We start from the raw sequence: 17,637 nt of genomic DNA on the forward strand, positions 1-17,637 counted from the left end.
CGTCGAGCGCGGTCGCCGTCGTCGGCGTCCGCCGTCATCGACAATACTGATACCGTTCGCCCGCGACCCTCCGGTATGCCCGAGCCGCTTCGAGTCGAGTCCGGCGAACTGACCGCAGACGAAATCCTCGACGCGCTCCGCGAGGGCCGCCGCGTCGTCGTCCAAGCGGAGATGCTCGGCGGTATCCACGAGGTGACGCTCCGACACGACGGGACGGTCTTTTACTGCGACACGCCGACGACGCTCCACAAACACGACGACGAAGACGGCATGCGGGACTGCGTGCTGAAGATGGGCTACGCGAAATCGGAGTAGCCGCGGCGTCCCGTCCGGGACGACCGCTCGCTCGCCTGTAGGTGAGGGTTTAATCCGGCGCACGGCGAACAGGTGTGCATGGCCGACGCACCGGACATGGGCGAACTGATGGAGACCGAGGACCCGAACTTCGGACAGGTCCTCGCGTGCGTCTTCGGCATCCAGAGCCACGAGAGCCGGACGTACCTCGCACTACTCGACAACCCCGGCAGCACCGTCGCCGAACTCGCGGAGGTGCTCGACCGCGACCGGAGCAACGTCAACCGCTCGCTGACGACGCTCCTCGACAAGGGACTCACCGAGCGCAAGCGCCGCCTGCTCGACCCCGGCGGCTACGTCTACCAGTACACGGCGACCCCGCTCCCCGAGGCCAAGGAGATGATGCACGCCGCGCTCGACGAGTGGGCCGAAGACGTGCACGCCCGCATCGACGCCTTCGGCGAGTCGTAACCCTCCCCGACCGACCGCGTTCCCGACGAGGTCGTCGCCCGGCAGGTGCCGCCCAAACCCGCCCGCTTTTGTCCCTCTGGTGCCACCGCCCGAGCAATGAGCCTCGAACTCACGGCACCCGCCCCCGAGGAGCCATCCGTCGCCGACGACGGCACCTGGCTCGAATGTATCGCGTGCGGCGCGCAGTTCGCGCCGTTCGAGGACGTTCGGTACACCTGCGACGACTGCGACGGCCTCCTCGAAGTGCGCTACGCGTCCCCGCCGACGTGGGACGACTTCGAGGGCCGCGGCGTCTGGCGCTACAACGCCGCGCTCCCCTTCGAGGAGGGCGTCTCGCTCCCCGAGGGCGCGACGCCCCTGCACGAAGTACCCCGCCTCGAAGCCGACGTCGGCGTCGAGACCCTCCGCGTCAAACACGAGGGGATGAACCCCACCGGCTCGTTCAAGGACCGCGGCATGACCGTCGGCGTCCGCGTGGCGAAGGAACTCGGCGTCGGCCGCCTCGCCTGCGCCTCGACCGGCAACACCTCGGCCGCGCTCGCCGCCTACGGCGCGCGCGGCGGGATGGAGACGCTCGTGCTCCTCCCCGCCGGCAAGGTCGCCGCCGGGAAAATCGCCCAGGCGTCGCTCCACGACGCGCGCATCCTCGAAGTCGACGGCAACTTCGATTCCTGTCTGGACATCGTACAGGACCTCGCCGCCCGCGGCGAGGCGTACCTCCTCAACTCCCTGAACCCCTTCCGCCTGGAGGGCCAGAAGACCATCGGCCTCGAAATCTTAGAGGAGTTCCACGAGGACTACGGTACCTACCCGGACCGCATCGTCCTCCCCGTCGGCAACGCGGGCAACACCTCCGCGCTCTACAAGGCGTTCCGCGAACTCGTCCAGTCGGGCGCGCTCGACGTCGACGACGTGCCGAAACTGACCGGCGTGCAGGCCGAGGGCGCGGCCCCGATGGTCGAGGCTATCGAGAACGGCTGGGACGAGACCCGCCGCTGGGACGAGGTCGAGACGCGCGCGACCGCCATCCGCATCGGCAACCCGGTCAACGCGCCGAAGGCGCTCCCCGGCATCCGCGAGACGGACGGCACGGCCGTCGCCGTCTCCGACGAGGAAATCACCGAGGCGCAGCGCGACCTCGCGGGTGAGGGCGTCGGCGTCGAACCCGCCTCCGCCGCCTCCGTCGCCGGCCTCCGCAAACTCCGCGCCGAGGGCGTCGTCTCCGAGGACGAACAGGTCGTCTGTCTCACGACGGGCCACCTGCTGAAGGACCCCGACGCGGCGTTCGAGGCGGGCGACGACCCCGAACCCGTCCCGAACGACACCGAAGCGGTCCTCGAACACCTCGCCGAGTAGGCGCGACCGGTCCGGTCCGACCGTCGCCGGCGGTCGCGAATATCGGCGGGCGGAGCCGTCTGACCGCGGACGATGACGCGCGTCGGGTGCGCGTCTGACGCATCCTTTTCATTCTGTGGTACGTCGTGGCACACGATGTCGCTCAGCAGTATGCCGACCGGAACCGTCAGTCGGGACGGGGCCGGGTCGAGAACGTACCCGCCGGACGAGCCCGAGCGAGGGTCGTCCACCGCCGCGGCCTCGTCCGCACCCGCGGCCTCGTCCGCGTCTTCACCCGCACGCGCGTCGTCACCCGCGTCCACGTCCGCTCCACCCCGCGGTCACCGCCAGTCACCCGCGGGCGACGCTCGCGGTCGAGACGCCCTCCAACGCGAGAACGAGGCGCTCCGTCGCGCCAACGCCCGACTCAACGCCCGTCTCGACAGTGCCGACGCGGACCGACAGGAGATAATCGACCGCTACGAACGACTGTTAGCCGAGAGCCGGAGTCGCGGTCGGCAGCGGACGCACGGCCGCTCGGGTCGGCGGAACGAGCGGTCCCGTCGCTCGGGGGGAGAATCGAACGCGGTCGCCGCGGTCCGAGCGGTCGCCGACCGCGTGGTCGACCGGGTCGCGTCGGCGTTCGGCCGACGGTAGTCCGGCTTTTCTTTCAGAAAGAGGTGCGGTTCGACCGCTTCAGAGCGTGATGAGGTCCACGTCGATGATGCGGTCGTCGGCGAGGAGCTTCTCGCGGACGCTGTCCGGCACGTCGTCGTCGAGGTTGTAGACGGTCAGCGCCTCGCCGCCGGCCTTCGCGCGGCGGGCGTTGAACATCCCGGCGATGTTCACGTCGTTCTCGCCGAGGACGGTTCCGATGAAGCCGATGACGCCCGGCTTGTCGTAGTTGCGGGCGACGAGCATCTGGCCGTGCGGGATGGCGTCGAGACGGTAGCCGTTGATGCGGACGATGCGCGGGTCCTCGCCGGTGAACAGCGTCCCGGAGACGGTCATCTCCTCGTCGCCGTTGCGGACGGTGACGGTCACGAGGCTCTGGAAGTCGTCCGACTGGCGGGACTTCGACTCGACGACCTCGATACCGCGTTCCTTCGCGACCTGCGGGGCGTTGACGGCGTTGACCTGCCATTCGAGCGGCGCGAAGACGCCCTTCAGCGCGGACGCCGTGACGAGTTCGACGTCCTCTGCGGCGATGTCGCCGGTGTAGGTGACCTCGACTTCGTTGAGGCGGCCGTCGAGCAGTTGGGCGGCGATTTTACCGGCGGTCTCGGCGAGGCCGATGTACGGCTGGATGCGCGGGAAGGCGCTCTCGTCGACCGAGGGCGCGTTGAGCGCGTTGATGACGGGCTCGTCGCGGAACGCGGCGACGATTTGGTCGGCCGTCGAGACGGCGACGTTCTCCTGTGCGGCCGAGGTGGACGCGCCGAGGTGCGGCGTGACGACCACGTCGTCGACGGAGAGAAGCGGGTTGTCGGGCGAGACCGGCTCGTCGGCGAACACGTCGACCGCGGCCCCGTCGATGACGCCGGCGTCGACGGCCTCGGCGAGGGCGGCCTCGTCGACGACGCCGCCGCGGGCGCAGTTGACGAGGTAGCCGCTGCCCATCGTTTCGAGTTCGTCGGTGGAGATGAGCCCCTCCGTCTCGGGGGTCAGCGGCGTGTGGACGGTGAGGAAGTCGGCGCGGGAGAGACAGGCGTCGAACTCGACGAGTTCGGCACCGAGCTGGTCGGCGCGCTCCTCGCCGATGTAGGGGTCGTAGGCGACGATGTCCATCCCGAGCGACGAGAACTTCTTTGCGACCTCTTGGCCGACGCGGCCGAGGCCGACGACGCCGAGGGTCTTGCCGTTGACCTCGTTGCCGAGGTAGTCGGACTTGGCCCACTCGCCGTCTTTCAGGCGGGCGTGGGCCTGCGGAATCGAGCGCGCGGCGGCGAAGCCCATCGCCACCGTGTGTTCGGCGGCGGCGCGGACGTTCCCCTCGGGCGCGTTGGCGACGATGACGCCGTGTTGGGTCGCGGCGTCGATGTCGATGTTGTCGACGCCGATGCCGGCGCGTCCGACGATGACGAGGTCGGGTGCCGCCTCGAACACCTCGGCGGTCACCTGCGTTCCGGAGCGGACGATGAGCCCGTTCGCGTCGGAGACGGCTTCGAGCAGCGCGTCACCTTCGACATCGTACGCGGTCTCTACCTCGTAACCGGCCTCGCGTAACCGGTCCAGACCCGCGTCGGCGATCGGGTCCGTGACGAGTACCTTCATGCGCGTAGGGTCAGACCCGTGCGGGTTAAGGGTTGTCACAACGGCCGATATCGTGACATTGAGACTGTCTCGCACGGTTCGGGTCGTCCGACGTTCTCGCCCACTAGTATTATCTTGGCGAGTCCGATAGATTCTGTAGATGGTCTTCCGTCCCGAGAACGGTTCGCCGGCGACGCAACCGCCCGAGGTGTCGCTTCCGGACACCGGGTCCGTGCTCATCGCCGGCCCGACGATGACGCGGAAGCGACGGCTCATGCTCTCGATGCTCGCGCCCGGCGAGCGCGACGACGTGGGGACGGTCGTCGTGACGACCAAGAAGCCCGCCCCGAGCATCGCACAGGAACTGTCGCACATCAGCGGCTCGCCCCCGGAGCAGTTCGAGGTCATCGACACGACGAGCGTCGCCGACCTCCTCGGCGACCGCGCCGACGCGGAGAACCTCCGGTACGTCTCCAGCCCCGGCGACCTGACCGGCATCGGCATCCACCTGACGGAGTCGCTCCGACAGCACTACGAGGCGAGTCGGGCGGCCCGCGTCGGCCTGCACGTCCTCTCGACGCTCGTGATGTACGTCGACCTCAAGCGGCTGTTCCAGTTCCTTCACGTCATCACGGGTCGCATCTCGGCGGCGGGCTTTTCGGGCGTCTTCACGCTCGACACCGGCTTCGTCGACGAGCGCGAACTCGCGCTCCTCAAGCAGCCGTTCGACGGGTTCGTCGAGACGCGCGACACCGACGGCGACCCGGAGTTCCGGGTCCGCGGCCTCGACGACGGCCCGCGGTCGTGGACGCCGCTCCGAGTTTGAGCGGTCGCCGCGGTCGCCCCGCGAACGTTCTCACGACAGGTGCTTCGACGCGAGGTCGACCAGCGGCGAGTTCGCCCGGTCGAACGTCGCGATGGCCCCCGACCACTCGTCGTGCGGGTAGATGGCGACGACGACCTCGTCGAACCACCTGATGACGGCGTTCAAATCGCCGTAGCCGTCGAGTTCGGGTTCGTTGACGGGTTCGCCGAGCGCCTTCAGCACGAGCGTCTTCACGCGCTCGGTGCGCGCGTCCGGTTCGAGCGCCGCTTCGATGTCGTCCCGGAGGTAGAGCAACTCGAACGACTCGCCGTCGTACTGCCCGACCGCGCGCACGTCGGCCTCGTCGAGGTCGCGCAGGCCCCGGACGAACCGTCGGAGCGGGGTGTCGCCTTCCTCGCCGAAGTCGTCGGCGAGGTCGGCTTCGACGTCGCTGAGCCTCTCGTGTTCGGCGTCGTGGAGGTCGTCCATACGTGCTTGTCATGGAGACGACCGGTAAATAGCTGTGCGCGGCGCGACGCTGCTTTCCTCCGGCGGCCGACTCGGTCGCTGTCTCCCTCGCCCGATAACTGCCGACGCGGAAGCTTTGAAACCCCGCGGCGACGACGGGCAGATATGCGCATCATCGCCTTCGACTTCGACGGCACGCTCTCGGACTCCGAGATGACGGTTCTCCTCGGCAAGAAGAACGGCACGGCCGACGAGATGGCCGACATCACCGAGCGAGCCATGAACGACGAGATGAGCTACGCGGAGAGCCTCCGGTCGCGCGCCCGCCTCCTCGAAGGCCTCGAAGAGGAACTCGCCGAGGAGGCCTACGGCGAGGTCGAACTCCGCCCCGGCGCGGCCGACCTCATCCGGCGCCTCCGCGACTACGGCCACCACGTCGCCATCTTCACCGGCGGGTTCGAACGCGGCGTCGAGCGCGCGCTGGAAAAGGAGGGCGTCGAGGTCGACGACATCGTCTCGAACCGCCTGCCCGTGAAGGGCGGCCGACTCACCGGCGACGTCGAGGGGTCGCTCATCGAGGGCACGAAGGACACGGCGCTGGAGAACCACGCGGCCGAACACGACGTCCCGATGGACCGAACGGTCGCGGTCGGCGACGGCGCGAACGACCTCCCGATGCTCGAAGTCGCCGGCCTCTCGGTCGGCTTCGTCCCCAAGGACGCGGTCCGACCGGCCTGCGACGCCGTCGTCGCCTCCATGGACCGACTCGGAAAGCTCTTCGAGAGCCACGGGATTCTCGACGCCGACGAGTAGTCTGATTGTGGTCTGCTAACACTTATCATATTTCGGCCCGTAGCACCGCGCATGCCAATCAGCGACGTCAACACGCCCGAAATCTGGGTGGCGGGCTTCGTCTTCGTGGCCCTCGCGCTCGCCGCCCTGTTCGAGGGCGTCGTCCTCTTCGACGTCCGCACACTCGGCGTCGACGAGTCGATTCCCGCGGCCGTGGCAGTCGTGGGGACGATGCTGGCGCTGTGGTGGTTCGACGACGGGTGAAAAAAGACCGGTCCGGTTCTGCGGCGCTTACCGATTCAGCGTGTGAATCGCCTGCCCGAGCGCGTTCTCGGCGGCCTCCATGACCGCTTCCGCGAGCGTCGGGTGGGTGTGGATGGTCGACGCCACGTCTTCGAGCGTCGCGCCCATCTCGATGGCGAACGCCAGTTCGGCGATTAGCTCCGAGGCCTCGGGGCCGACGATTTGCGCCCCGAGGACGAAGCCGGACTCCTCGTCGGCGACGATGCGGACGAAGCCGTCGGCGTGGTTCGTCGTCAGCGCGCGGCCGGACGCCCGGAAGGGCATCTGGCCGACGGCAGGCGAAAAGCCGGCCTCCTCGGCGTCGGCCTCGGTCATGCCGACCGTGCCGATTTCGGGGTCGGTGAACACCGCCGCGGGGACGGCCTGGCTGTCGAAGGCGACCGGCTCGCCGGCGATGTGTTCGGCGGCGACGATGCCCTCTTTCGAGGCGACGTGCGCGAGCATCGGCGTGTCCTCGACCACGTCGCCGACGGCGTAGATGTGCTCCACGTCGGTTCGGCGGCGGTCGTCGACCGAGAGGAAGCCGCGGTCGTCGGCTTCGAGACCGGCGCTCTCGATGTCCATCGTGTCGGTGACGGGCGAGCGCCCGACGGCGACGAGCACCTTGTCGGCGCGGTACTCGTTTTCCTCGCCGTCTTCGGTCTCGGTGGTCACCATGATGCCATCGTCCTCCTCGCGCCAGCCGCTTGCTCCCTCGCCGAAGTGCATGTCGATGCCGAGGTCCTCGGCGCGCTTGCGGACGACGCGGGCCACGTCGGACTCGTAGCCCGGCAGGATGTCGTCGAGCATCTCCACGACGGTCACGTCCGCGCCGAGCTTGGCGAACGTCGTGGACAGCTCCATCCCGATGTAGCCGCCGCCGACGACGACCAGCCGCTCCGGGACGGTGTCGGCTTCGAGGGCGTCGCGCGACGACCACACCGGCTCGTCGCCGAAGTCGAAGCCGGGTATCTGGATGACGCGCGAGCCGGTGGCGATGATGCAGTGCTCGAACTCGATGGTCTCCGAGCCCTGTCCCTCGCCGCCGTGGGCGATGCGGACGGCGTTCTCGTCTTTGAACCGGGCGGTGCCCTCGACGAGGTTGACGCCGTTGGCCTTACAGAGCTTCTCGACGCCGCCGGTCAGTTGGTCCACGACGCCGCTCTTCCAGTCGCGCAGCTGCGACATGTCGACGACGGGGTCGGCGTGGATGCCCATCTCCTCGGCGTGGCCCGCCTCGTGGGCGAGGTTCGCGCCCGTGATGAGCGCCTTCGAGGGGATACAGCCGTAGTTGAGGCAGGTGCCCCCGTAGGCGTCCTTCTCGACGAGCGTCGTGTCGATTCCATTCTGTGCGGCGCGGATGGCGGCGACGTAGCCGCCCGGCCCCGCGCCGATGACGAGCAGGTCGGTTCCGGTCGCGATGTCTCCGACGACCATTATTCTAACACCAACAGCTTGGGGTCTTCGAGCAGTTCCTTCACGCGGTTCGTGAAGCGAGCGCCCTGCGCGCCGTCGACGATGCGGTGGTCGAACGACAGCGAGAGGGTGAGGACTTTTCGCGGCACGACCTCACCGTCGACGACCCGCGGCTTGTCTTTGATGGCTCCGAGCGCGAGAATCGCCACCTCGGGGTAGTTGACGATGGGCGTCGCGTACTCGCCGCCGATGCCGCCGATGTTGGTGATGGTGAAGGTGCCGCCGCGCATCTCGCCGGGCGAAATCTTGCGGTTTCGGGCCTTCTCGACCTTCTCGTTCATCTCGTCGGCGAGTTCGAGCATGCCCTTGCGGTCCGCGTCGTGGACGACGGGGACGAGCAGGCCGGCGTCGGTCGCGGCCGCGACGCCGATGTTGTACTCGTCGCGCAGGACGATTTCCTCGTTCTCCTCGTCGAGCTGCGAGTTGAGGTACGGGAAGTCCTTCAGCGCCGCGATGACGGCCTTCATCACGAACGGCATGTAGGTCAGCCGCGAGCCGCGCTCCTCGGCGACCGGCTTGAGCCGTTCGCGCAGTTCGACGAGCTCCGTCACGTCCACCTCGTCGTGGTGGGTGACGTGCGGCGCGGTGTACTTCGAGCGCTGCATCTGGTCGCCGATGGCCTTGCGGACGCCCTTGTAGGGGACGCGCTCGCCGGCACCGGGGCCGGTTTCGGCTTCGGCGCGCTCGGCCGCTTCCGACTCGCTCGTCGCCTCGGCGGTCGCGGTTCCGGCGTCGGCCTCGGCGGACACCGCTTCGGCGTCCGCGGCCTGCGCCTCGCGCTGGGCCTGCGCGTACTCTTGGACGGCCTCGGGCGAGACGAACGCCTCGCCGTCGCGCATCTCGGTCGCGGGGACGGCGTTGAGGTCAACACCCTCCTCCTTGGCCAGCGCGCGGGTCGCGGGCGCGGCGAGCGTCTGTTCTCGGTCGGCGCTCTCGGCCGACGCGGACGCGCCCGACGCCCCCTCGTCGCGCTTCGCGGTCGCGGACTTCCCGTTGCTCTGGACGGTCCGCGGGCCGCTGGGGTCGTCGTCGTCGCCGTCGTCTTCCGCGGCGGCGCGAACGTCGCCTTCGGTCACGCGGCCGCTCGGGCCGCTGCCGTCGACGGAGTCGAGACTGACGCCGAGTTCGCGGGCGAGCCGTCGGACGCTCGGGGGGGCGAACACGCGTCCGCCGGAACCAGCGTCGTCGTCGGCGTCGCCGGTGTCGTCCGACGCCTGCGCGTCGTCGCTCTCGGCCGTCTCCTCGGCGTCCGCGTCGGCTGTCTCGGCGGCCTCCTCGTCGTCGCCACCCACCCGGATGGTGATGATGACGTTGCCGACGGGGACGACCTCGCCCTCCTCGGCGAGGAGTTCCTCAACCGTCCCGTTGAACGGCGAGGGCACGTCGACGAGCGCCTTGTCCGTCTCGACCTCCGCGAGCACCTGGTCTTCTGTCACCTCGTCGCCCGGCGCGACGTGCCACGTTACGAGTTCGCCTTCCGCGACGCCTTCGCCGACGTCGGGGAGTTTGAATTCCTTGAGCGCCATCGTTCAGAAGTTCACCGCCTCACGAATACCTTCTTCGACGCGGGCGACCGAGGGGAGGTAGTAGTCCTCCAACGCGTACAGCGGGTACGGCACGTCGTAGCCCGCGACGCGCTTGACCGGCGCTTCCTGGTAGAGCAGCGCCTCCTCCTGAATCGTCGCCGTGATTTCGGCCCCGAGACCGCCGTTCTTCGGGGCCTCGTGGACGACCACCGCGCGGCCGGTCTTCTTGAACGACTCCACGATGGTCTCGCGGTCGAGCGGCGAGATGGTGCGGATGTCCACGACCTCGGCGTCGATGCCCTCCGCTTCGAGGTTCTCGACGGCTTCGAGCGTCGGGCGCGTCATCGCGCCGAAAGTGAACACGGACACGTCCGTTCCCTCGCGGCGGACGGCGGCCTCGCCGATGGGGACCGTGTACTCCTCTTCGGGGACCTCGCCGCGGAACGCCCGGTAGATGAGCTTCGGTTCCATGAAGATGACCGGGTCGGGGTCGCGGATGGCGGAGATGAGCAGTCCCTTCGTGTCGTACGGCGTCGAGGGGATGACGACCTTCAGGCCGGCCTCGTGCGCGTAGAACATCTCCTTGGACTCCGAGTGCGACTCGGGGGCGCGGATGCCGCCGCCGTAGGGCGCGCGGAGCACCATGGGGAGGGTGTATCGGCCGCGGGTGCGGTTGCGGAACCGCGACATGTGGCTCACGATTTGGTCGAAGCCGGGGTACATGAAGCCGGAGAACTGAATCTCGGGGACCGGCTTCAGCCCCATCGCGGCCATGCCGACGGCCGTGCCGACGATGCCCGATTCGGCAAGCGGCGTGTCGATGACGCGGTCGTCGCCGAACTCGTCCCAGAGGCCCTCCGTGGCCCGGAAGACGCCGCCGTTCTTGCCGACGTCTTCGCCCATGACGAGCACCTCGTCGTCGAGGTTCATCTCGGTGTAGAGACCGTCCCGTACCGCCTGCACGATGGTGAGGTTCTGACTGCTCATTCTCTGAGGAATCCTTCGTCGCCGAACTTCTCGCGGAGCGCCTCGAACTCCTCGTACTGCGCTTGAATCTCCGGGGTTCGCTCGGCGTATGCGTGGTTGAACATCTCGCTCGGGTCCGGACGCGGGTCGGACTCGGCCGCCTCGATGGCGTCGGCGACCCGCTGTTTCACGTCCGCCTCGATGGCCTCGACGCCCTCGTCGTCGATGCGGCCCGTCTCGCGGAGGAACGACTCCAGCCGCGGGATGGGGTCTTTCGCCTTCCACTTCTCGACTTCCTCGTCGTCGCGGTAGACGGTCGGGTCGTCGGCGGTCGTGTGCGCGCCGAAGCGGTACTGGACCGCCTCGATGAGCGTCGGCCGGCCCTCGCCCTCGGCGGGGTTCTTCGCCTTGTCGAGCGCCGCCTTCGTCACCGAGTAGACCGCGAGCGGGTCCATCCCGTCGACCTGCACGCCGTCGATGCCGTAGGCGGTCGCCTTCTGCGCCAGCGTCTCGGAGGCGGTCTGTCGCTCCCGCGGCACCGAGATGGCCCACTGGTTGTTGTTACAGAAGAAGACGTTCGGGGTGTCGAAGACGCCCGCGAAGTTCAGGCCCTCGTGGAAGTCGCCCTCGGAGGTCGCGCCGTCGCCGAAGTAACAGATGACGGCCGTGTCGTCCTCGCCGCGGAGCTTCTTCGCCCACGCCGCGCCGGTCGCGTGGGGAATCTGCGAGGCGATGGGGACCGCGGGCGGAAAGATGTTCACGCCCTCGGGCATCTCGTTGCCCTTCTCGTGGCCCATCCAGTACAGAAGCGTCTGTTTCAGCGGGAGGCCCCGGAGCAGCGACGCGCCGTGTTCGCGATAGCTCGGGACCATCCAGTCCTGTTCGTCGAGCGCGATTGCGCTGCCGATCTGTGCGCCTTCCTGTCCCGACAGCGGTGGATACGTCCCCATCCGCCCCTGCCGCTGGAGACTCACCGCCCGCGTGTCGAAGTGTCGGGCGAGACGCATGTACCGGTACATCTCGACGAGCGTCTCGTCGTCGATGTCGGGAACCTCGCCGACGACGGTCCCGTCCTCGTCGAGCACTCGTACCTGGTCCTGCGGGTCGCGCTGAAGCACGCTCACGGGAGAACCCTCCTGTTCATGGCAAAATCGACACCCGCCGGCGTTATATTGTTTTCGTATATAATTTACTTTGGCTCGGAATATTGCGGCTCGCGTCGTGCTATGTAAACTCACGCGAGGTAAAATTGGACATTTTCGCTTCTAAACGATTCTTCCTGACGTTCATTAGTGTGAACCCACACATCACCGAGAAATAATCGGAAATATCGACAGCATTGCAGGACCGTTTCGGGGCGGGAACGGGGTCGGACCCGGTCGGTCGAGTCGCGCGGAGCGGGGTGGGATGGCGGCGGAACTTACTGTCCGGCGGCCGCGCGCGCGGCCTGCCGCGCCTCCTCCACGCTCGACCCCTCGCGGAGGAGCGCGTCCACGAACAGTTCGCCGGCCTTGTACGACGACCGGACCATCGGGCCGGACGCGCAGTAGAGGAAGCCCAGTTCGTCTTCCGCGACGCGCCGCCACGTCTCGAAGGCGTCGGGGTGGACGTACTCGAACACGTCGAGGTGGCTCCGAGAGGGTTGGAGGTACTGACCGAAGGTGACGATGTCCACGTCGGCCTCGCGGAGGTCGGAGAGCGTCTGGTAGACCTCGTGGGCGTGCTCGCCGAGGCCGAGCATGACCGAGGTCTTCGTGTGGATGTCGGACTCGTCCGTCACCTGCTGGAGCACCGAGAGCGACTGCTCGTAGCCGGCGCGGCGGTCCCGAATCGGCCACTGGAGGCGCTCGACGGTCTCGATGTTGTGGGCGATGACGTCGGGCCCGGCGTCGATTATCTTCCGGACGTGCTCGGGTTCGCCCTGGAAGTCGGGAATCAGCACCTCGACGAGCACCTCGGGGTCGCGGCGCTTGATTTCGCGGATGGTCTCGGCGAAGTGGGCCGCGCCCTGGTCCGGCAGGTCGTCGCGGTCCACGGAGGTCAACACGACGTAGTCGAGGCCGATTTCGGCCACCGCGTCGGCGACGTTCGCCGGCTCCTCGGGGTCGAGCGGCTCCATCCCGCCGGTCGTCACGTCGCAGAAGTTACACCCGCGCGAGCACCGGTCGCCCATGAGCATGAACGTGGCCGTCCCGGGGCCGTCGCGGCCGCTCCAACACTCTCCGAGGTTCGGGCAGTTCGCCTCCTCGCAGACGGTGTTGAGGTTCCGGTCCCGGAGCGTCGATTTGATATCGGTGAAACGCCGGCCCGATGGCGGTCGCATCTTCAACCAGTCTGGCTTCCGCCGCGTGCGCATAGGCAGTTCTTGCGAGGCGACGGGCAAAAACGTGAGGATTGGTCCGCCGTCTGTCGGGTCGCCGATGGAATCTCCCGCCGAGTCAACCGAAACCGCGTCCCCGCGACGTTAGCCATCGCATGCACGTCCCGTGCTACCACGCCTTGTTCAGAATCGTTCAAACGAACACTACTATCGCGAGAAACAAAACGTTCAGGCCGAATACATCACAACTTTCCATCAAACAGCATGTACGACCGTGCTAGATGTATCATCTAACTGAAAAACTTATATTCGAGTAAAGACTTCTATCGAGTATGAACTGGAAACACCGCCGCAACATGACGAAGGCCGAATCGAAGAAGCACGAGGCCACCGCGGGGACGAACTGGTCGTTCATCGCCGCGCTCGCCGGCGCCGCGTAAGCGCTCGGCACTTCGGTCCTCGACTCCGCCCCCCACTCTACCACACCACACCGCGTTCCGCCGGAACGCGCCACCAACCTCAGCCCCTCCGTTTTCCGCCCGTTCGATACCCGCGAGCCACCGCGCCGGATGGAGAAACGCCTTTCCCCACGGACGACTCGGCTTCGTGTATGACGCTCGTCTTCGTCTCGTCCCCGACGCCAGCGCGCACCCGGAGGTGCGCCCAGTGAAAGTCGCCGAGGCGGTCCCCGAGTTCGCAGACGCCTTCGGGTTCGAGGAGTTCAACCGGATGCAGCGCGAGGCGCTGCCCGCCATCCTCGACACCGACCACAACGTCGTCGCCTCCGCGCCCACCGCCAGCGGGAAGACGGCGCTCGCCGAACTCGCCATCTGTCGGACCCTCCGCGACGAGGGGACGGCGCTTTTCATCGCGCCGCTCCGCGCGCTCACCACCGAGAAGGAGACCGAGTGGGAGCGCTTCGAGGACCTCGGCTACTCGGTGTACGTCGTCACCGGCGAGCGCGACCTGAACCCGCGGCGGGCCGCCCGCGCCGACATCCTCGTGATGACGCCCGAGAAGACCGACTCCGCGACCCGGAAACACGACTCGGCGCGCTACTCCTTCATCGAGGACGTGGACTGCGTCGTCATCGACGAGGTCCACCTGCTGGACTCCGAGACTCGCGGCGGCGTCCTCGAAGTCACCGTCTCGCGGATGCGACGCATCTGCGACCCCCGCATCGTCGCGCTGTCCGCGACCATGCCCAACATCGACGACGTGGCGGCGTGGCTCGACGCGCCGGACGAGACGACCTTCGAGTTCGGCGACGACTACCGCCCCGTCGACCTCCACGCGGGCGTCAAAACCTACACCCACGGCGAGAACTCCTTCGCCGACAAGTACCGCCGCCTGTACCGGGCGTTCGACCTCGCGGAGCCCCACATCCGCGACGGCGGCCAGTCGCTCGTCTTCGTCTCCTCGCGGCAGGACGCCGTCCGCGCGGCCGCCAAGGCCCGCGACGAACTCGCCAAGCGCGACGTGCCGATCGGCGCGCGCGGCGACTACGACTTCCACAACGAGGCGAAGGAACTGAGCAACGACTCGCTCGCCAAGGGCGTCTTAGACGGCGTCGGCTTCCACCACGCCGGCCTCTCCCGCGACGACCGCGAGGCGGTCGAAGAATGGTTCAAGGAGGGGAAGATTCAGCTCCTGTTTTCGACCTCCACGCTCGCGTGGGGCGTGAACCTCCCCGCCCGCTGCGTCGTCATCCGCGACACGAAACACCACGACCCACTCGAAGGCGAGGTGGACATCTCGCCGCTCGACATCCTCCAGATGCTCGGCCGCGCGGGCCGCCCCGGCTACGACGACGTGGGCTACGGGTGGGTCGTCTGCGACCGCTCGGACCAGAACAAGTACCGCCGCCTGCTCCGCGAGGGCAAGGAAATCGAGTCGCGCCTCGCCGAGGACCTCGACTCGCACCTCAACGCCGAAATCGCCATGGGCACCATCCGCGACCTCGACGACGTGCTGTCGTGGCTGGAGACGACGTTCTACTACCGCCGGGCGCAGTCGAACCCGGCGGCCTACGACTTCGAGGACCTCCGCGAGCGCGTCCGCGACGTGCTCGACCGCCTCGTCTCCCGCGGCTTCGTCGAGATGGACGACGACCTCTCTATCGACGCGACACCGCTCGGGCGACTCACCTCGAAGTACTACCTCCGCCTCGGGACCGCCTCCCGTTTCGCCGACCTCGCCGAGCGCGACCGCATCACCGCCGACGACATCCTCGAAACCGTCGCGGGCGCGGCCGACTTCCGGCAGGTGTCGGCGCGTCAGTCCGAGGTCGACGCCGTCGACTCGGTGTTGACAGGCGTCTCGACCACGCTCGAAGACGGCCCGAAGAAGGTGCTCGCCATCCTCCACGCCAGCATGGCGAACTCGACGCCGAGCGAGCTCCGGAGCGACGCGTGGGTCATCAAGCAGAACGCGCTCCGACTCCTCTCCGCGCTCCGCGAGTTCCTCGACACCTTCGCGGACGCCCGCGCCGCCAACCTCGCAAAGCGCGTCGAGGCCCGCGTCGACAACGGCGTCAGCAGCGACGCCGCGGCGCTCACGGCCGTCGACGGCATCGGTCCCGGTCGCGCGCGAAAGCTCGCCACCGGCGGGCTCTCCACCCCGGCCGACGTGGTCGACGCCGGCGTGAAGGAACTCACCCGCGCGGGCCTCTCGCAGGGCGTCGCCGAGCGCGTCATCAAGAGCGCGAGAGACCTCCCCGCGCCCGACATCGACTGGGGTGATTTCCCCGAGTCGGTCGCTCGCGGCGAGAGCGACATGCACGACATCCGCGTGCGGAACGACGGCGGCGGCGGCTCGGTCGGCATCCGCGTCACCGTCAACGACGTGGAGATGTCGGCGAAGACGTGCTACCTCTCGGACGAGGTGACGGTCCCCGTCGGCGTCTTCGGCGCGACGGACGACGAACTGGAGTTCGTCGTGGAGGTCACGTTCCCCGACCTGCCGCTGCTCCCGATTCGGGAGTCGCGGACGGTCCGAGTCGAATAGAAGAAAACGCGGGGTCAGCCGCCCTTCGGTCGGTTTTGGTCGATTTTGCCTACTCCTCGCCGAGCAACGCCGCCCGCAACTCCGCCGGTCCGTTCACGATTTCGTCCGCCCGCGAGAGGTCGAGGTCGGCGTTCTGTTCGCCGCGGTAGGCGATGGTGTACGCGCCGGACCGCACGGCGGCCTCGATGCCGTTTATCGAGTCCTCGATGACGACGCACTCCTCGGGGGCGACGCCGAACTCGGCGGCGGCGTGCTCGTAGATGTGCGGTTCGGGCTTCCCCGGTCTGTCGATGTCGTCGGCCGAGAGCACGAGGTCGAGCGGGTCGAGGTCGAACCGCTCGCGGACGGTCGAAATCCAGGCCTGCGGGGCCGACGAGACGATGGCGACCTTCTTGCCCGCCGCGCGGAGGTCCGAAAACAGTTCCTCCGCGCCGTCCATCAGGACGACGTGCTCGCCGTAGACGCCCTCTGAGTTCTCGTGGTACGCCGCGACGAACTCGTCTTTCGTGACGGTCGTCCCGTACTCCGCGTCGAGGTAGTCGTATATCTCGCGGAAGTTCATCCCCGTTATCTCCTCGTGGTCGGGGTCGCCGGACTCGATGGCGTCGGCGAACACCCACTCGTCCTCGAAGGCGTGCCAGTACTGTTCGGAATCGACCAACACTCCGTCCATGTCGAACAGCACGACGTTCGCGTCCATGGTTCGCCCTCGGCCGCGACCGACCAAAGAGCTTCGTGCCGCGGCATGGCTGATGAACCCCCGTACGAAGGTTCAAATCGCAATTGGCGGCCATTCCGCCGCATGGATTCGATACGCGTCTTCGCCGGCGACTGCACCGTCAGCTTCGAGGGCTCCCGCGACCGCACCCAGCGCGGCCGGGTCGTCGTCGTGGCCAAACCCGACCGCACCGTCCTCGTCCACGACGCCGGGGGCTACCAACCCGTCGCGTGGCTGACCCGCGCCGACTCGCTGACCGTCGAGTCGGGGCCGGGGTCGTTCGGCCTCGTGGCCCGCGCCGGCGACCAGACCCTCACGGTCGAGTCGAACGACGTGACCGGCCGCGCCGAGTACCCCGCGAGCGACGCGGGCGTCCCGGTCGGTTCACACCCCGACACCGGCGACCCGCTCGTCAGGACTAACGGGTCCGTCGTCGCCCTCGACTCGGGGACCGAGTATCGCCTGCCGGCGGGCGCGACCGTCCTCGACGAGACCTGCGACGACTGCGGCCTGCCGCTGATGCGCGTCGAGCGCGGCGCGCCGTTCGAAGTGTGCATCGACCGCCGGTGCGACCCGCTTGACGACCATGTGAGAGACCGCTTCGACGGCGAGTGGTCCTGTCCGGACTGCGGGTCGCCGCTCCGCATCATCCGACGGGGCGGCCGGCTGCTCGCCGGCTGTGGCGCCTACCCCGAGTGCGAAACGGCGTTTTCCCTCCCCGCGGGCGTCGTCGGCGACGACTGCGAGTGCGGCCTCCCGATATTCGAGACGAGTCGCGGCCGGCGGTGTCTCGACTCCACCTGCGAGGTCGCATGAGCCGACGCCCACGCGCAGGGCAGCAAGACGGGGGGCGACGACCGTGGCCCCGCCGCTGGCGACACGGCCGGCCGAGCGGTGCGCGTCCGGAACCGCGGCCGCGACGAGT

At 68.2% G+C, this 17,637-nt stretch carries 17 protein-coding genes; 9 read left to right on the forward strand and 8 right to left on the reverse strand.

Going from position 1 to position 17,637, the window contains the following annotated elements; all coding sequences use genetic code 11:
* Positions 1–75 precede the first annotated feature (75 nt).
* The 4 genes from C454_RS07540 (at position 76) to C454_RS07555 (ending at position 2,757) form a co-directional block, all read left to right on the forward strand.
* The gene (locus C454_RS07540; protein WP_004974161.1) at positions 76–315 is read left to right on the forward strand and encodes a hypothetical protein; all 240 of its coding nucleotides are present in this window, start codon (positions 76–78) and stop codon (positions 313–315) included.
* Positions 316–393: 78 nt separating this feature from the next.
* Positions 394–765 carry a helix-turn-helix domain-containing protein gene (locus C454_RS07545; RefSeq protein WP_004044838.1) on the forward strand — a complete coding sequence of 124 codons (372 nt, stop codon included), beginning with the start codon at positions 394–396 and terminating at the stop codon, positions 763–765.
* A 96-nt stretch (positions 766–861) separates the two neighbouring features.
* Positions 862–2,121 carry a threonine synthase gene (gene thrC / locus C454_RS07550; protein WP_004974165.1) on the forward strand — a complete coding sequence of 420 codons (1,260 nt, stop codon included), beginning with the start codon at positions 862–864 and terminating at the stop codon, positions 2,119–2,121.
* Positions 2,122–2,256: 135 nt separating this feature from the next.
* On the forward strand, positions 2,257–2,757 hold the full coding sequence (locus tag C454_RS07555; protein ID WP_004974167.1) for a hypothetical protein: 501 nt from the start codon (positions 2,257–2,259) through the stop codon (positions 2,755–2,757).
* 39 nt (positions 2,758–2,796) lie between these two features.
* Here the strand turns inward: C454_RS07555 and serA are convergent, their stop codons facing one another.
* Positions 2,797–4,374, reverse strand: a complete 1,578-nt coding sequence (gene serA, locus C454_RS07560; RefSeq protein ID WP_004974170.1) for a phosphoglycerate dehydrogenase — start codon at positions 4,372–4,374, stop codon at positions 2,797–2,799.
* A 139-nt stretch (positions 4,375–4,513) separates the two neighbouring features.
* Between serA and C454_RS07565 the strand changes: the two genes are divergently transcribed.
* On the forward strand, positions 4,514–5,179 hold the full coding sequence (locus tag C454_RS07565) for a DUF7504 family protein (protein WP_004974177.1): 666 nt from the start codon (positions 4,514–4,516) through the stop codon (positions 5,177–5,179).
* A 30-nt stretch (positions 5,180–5,209) separates the two neighbouring features.
* Here C454_RS07565 and C454_RS07570 read toward each other — a convergent pair whose 3' ends face one another.
* Entirely contained in the window at positions 5,210–5,647 is a 438-nt protein-coding gene (locus tag C454_RS07570) for a hypothetical protein (protein ID WP_004974180.1), read from the reverse strand.
* A 144-nt stretch (positions 5,648–5,791) separates the two neighbouring features.
* Between C454_RS07570 and serB the strand changes: the two genes are divergently transcribed.
* Positions 5,792–6,439, forward strand: a complete 648-nt coding sequence (gene serB / locus C454_RS07575) for a phosphoserine phosphatase SerB (RefSeq protein WP_004968687.1) — start codon at positions 5,792–5,794, stop codon at positions 6,437–6,439.
* Between the two features lie 51 nt (positions 6,440–6,490).
* Complete coding sequence (locus tag C454_RS07580) at positions 6,491–6,682, forward strand: hypothetical protein (RefSeq protein ID WP_004974182.1); 192 nt, start codon at positions 6,491–6,493, stop codon at positions 6,680–6,682.
* Positions 6,683–6,709: 27 nt separating this feature from the next.
* On the opposite strand, the gene lpdA is transcribed toward C454_RS07580, so the two are convergent.
* The 5 genes from lpdA to lipA form a co-directional block, all read right to left on the reverse strand.
* Positions 6,710–8,137 carry a dihydrolipoyl dehydrogenase gene (gene lpdA, locus C454_RS07585; RefSeq protein ID WP_004974186.1) on the reverse strand — a complete coding sequence of 476 codons (1,428 nt, stop codon included), beginning with the start codon at positions 8,135–8,137 and terminating at the stop codon, positions 6,710–6,712.
* The gene (locus C454_RS07590; protein ID WP_004974187.1) at positions 8,137–9,702 is read right to left on the reverse strand and encodes a 2-oxo acid dehydrogenase subunit E2; all 1,566 of its coding nucleotides are present in this window, start codon (positions 9,700–9,702) and stop codon (positions 8,137–8,139) included. Before C454_RS07590 ends, lpdA begins: the two co-directional genes overlap by 1 nt.
* A gap of 3 nt (positions 9,703–9,705) precedes the next feature.
* Positions 9,706–10,689 (reverse strand): alpha-ketoacid dehydrogenase subunit beta, encoded by a 984-nt coding sequence (locus C454_RS07595; protein WP_004974191.1) that lies wholly within the window; start codon positions 10,687–10,689, stop codon positions 9,706–9,708.
* The gene (pdhA, locus tag C454_RS07600; RefSeq protein WP_004974193.1) at positions 10,686–11,792 is read right to left on the reverse strand and encodes a pyruvate dehydrogenase (acetyl-transferring) E1 component subunit alpha; all 1,107 of its coding nucleotides are present in this window, start codon (positions 11,790–11,792) and stop codon (positions 10,686–10,688) included. The genes C454_RS07595 and pdhA overlap by 4 nt, the downstream gene beginning before the upstream one ends.
* A 296-nt stretch (positions 11,793–12,088) precedes the next feature.
* Positions 12,089–13,024 carry a lipoyl synthase gene (gene lipA / locus C454_RS07605; RefSeq protein WP_049905034.1) on the reverse strand — a complete coding sequence of 312 codons (936 nt, stop codon included), beginning with the start codon at positions 13,022–13,024 and terminating at the stop codon, positions 12,089–12,091.
* Between the two features lie 630 nt (positions 13,025–13,654).
* Here lipA and C454_RS07610 point away from each other — a divergent pair.
* Positions 13,655–15,994 carry a DEAD/DEAH box helicase gene (locus tag C454_RS07610; RefSeq protein ID WP_004974197.1) on the forward strand — a complete coding sequence of 780 codons (2,340 nt, stop codon included), beginning with the start codon at positions 13,655–13,657 and terminating at the stop codon, positions 15,992–15,994.
* A gap of 49 nt (positions 15,995–16,043) precedes the next feature.
* Here the strand turns inward: C454_RS07610 and C454_RS07615 are convergent, their stop codons facing one another.
* Positions 16,044–16,694 carry an HAD family hydrolase gene (locus C454_RS07615; protein WP_004974198.1) on the reverse strand — a complete coding sequence of 217 codons (651 nt, stop codon included), beginning with the start codon at positions 16,692–16,694 and terminating at the stop codon, positions 16,044–16,046.
* A 102-nt stretch (positions 16,695–16,796) separates the two neighbouring features.
* On the opposite strand from C454_RS07615, the gene C454_RS07620 reads away from it, so the two are divergent.
* Positions 16,797–17,528 carry an Sjogren's syndrome/scleroderma autoantigen 1 family protein gene (locus C454_RS07620; RefSeq protein WP_004974199.1) on the forward strand — a complete coding sequence of 244 codons (732 nt, stop codon included), beginning with the start codon at positions 16,797–16,799 and terminating at the stop codon, positions 17,526–17,528.
* Positions 17,529–17,637: the final 109 nt, after the last annotated feature.

Source organism: Haloferax gibbonsii ATCC 33959 (genome assembly GCF_000336775.1).
In the GTDB taxonomy this organism is placed as follows: Archaea; Halobacteriota; Halobacteria; order Halobacteriales; family Haloferacaceae; genus Haloferax; species Haloferax gibbonsii.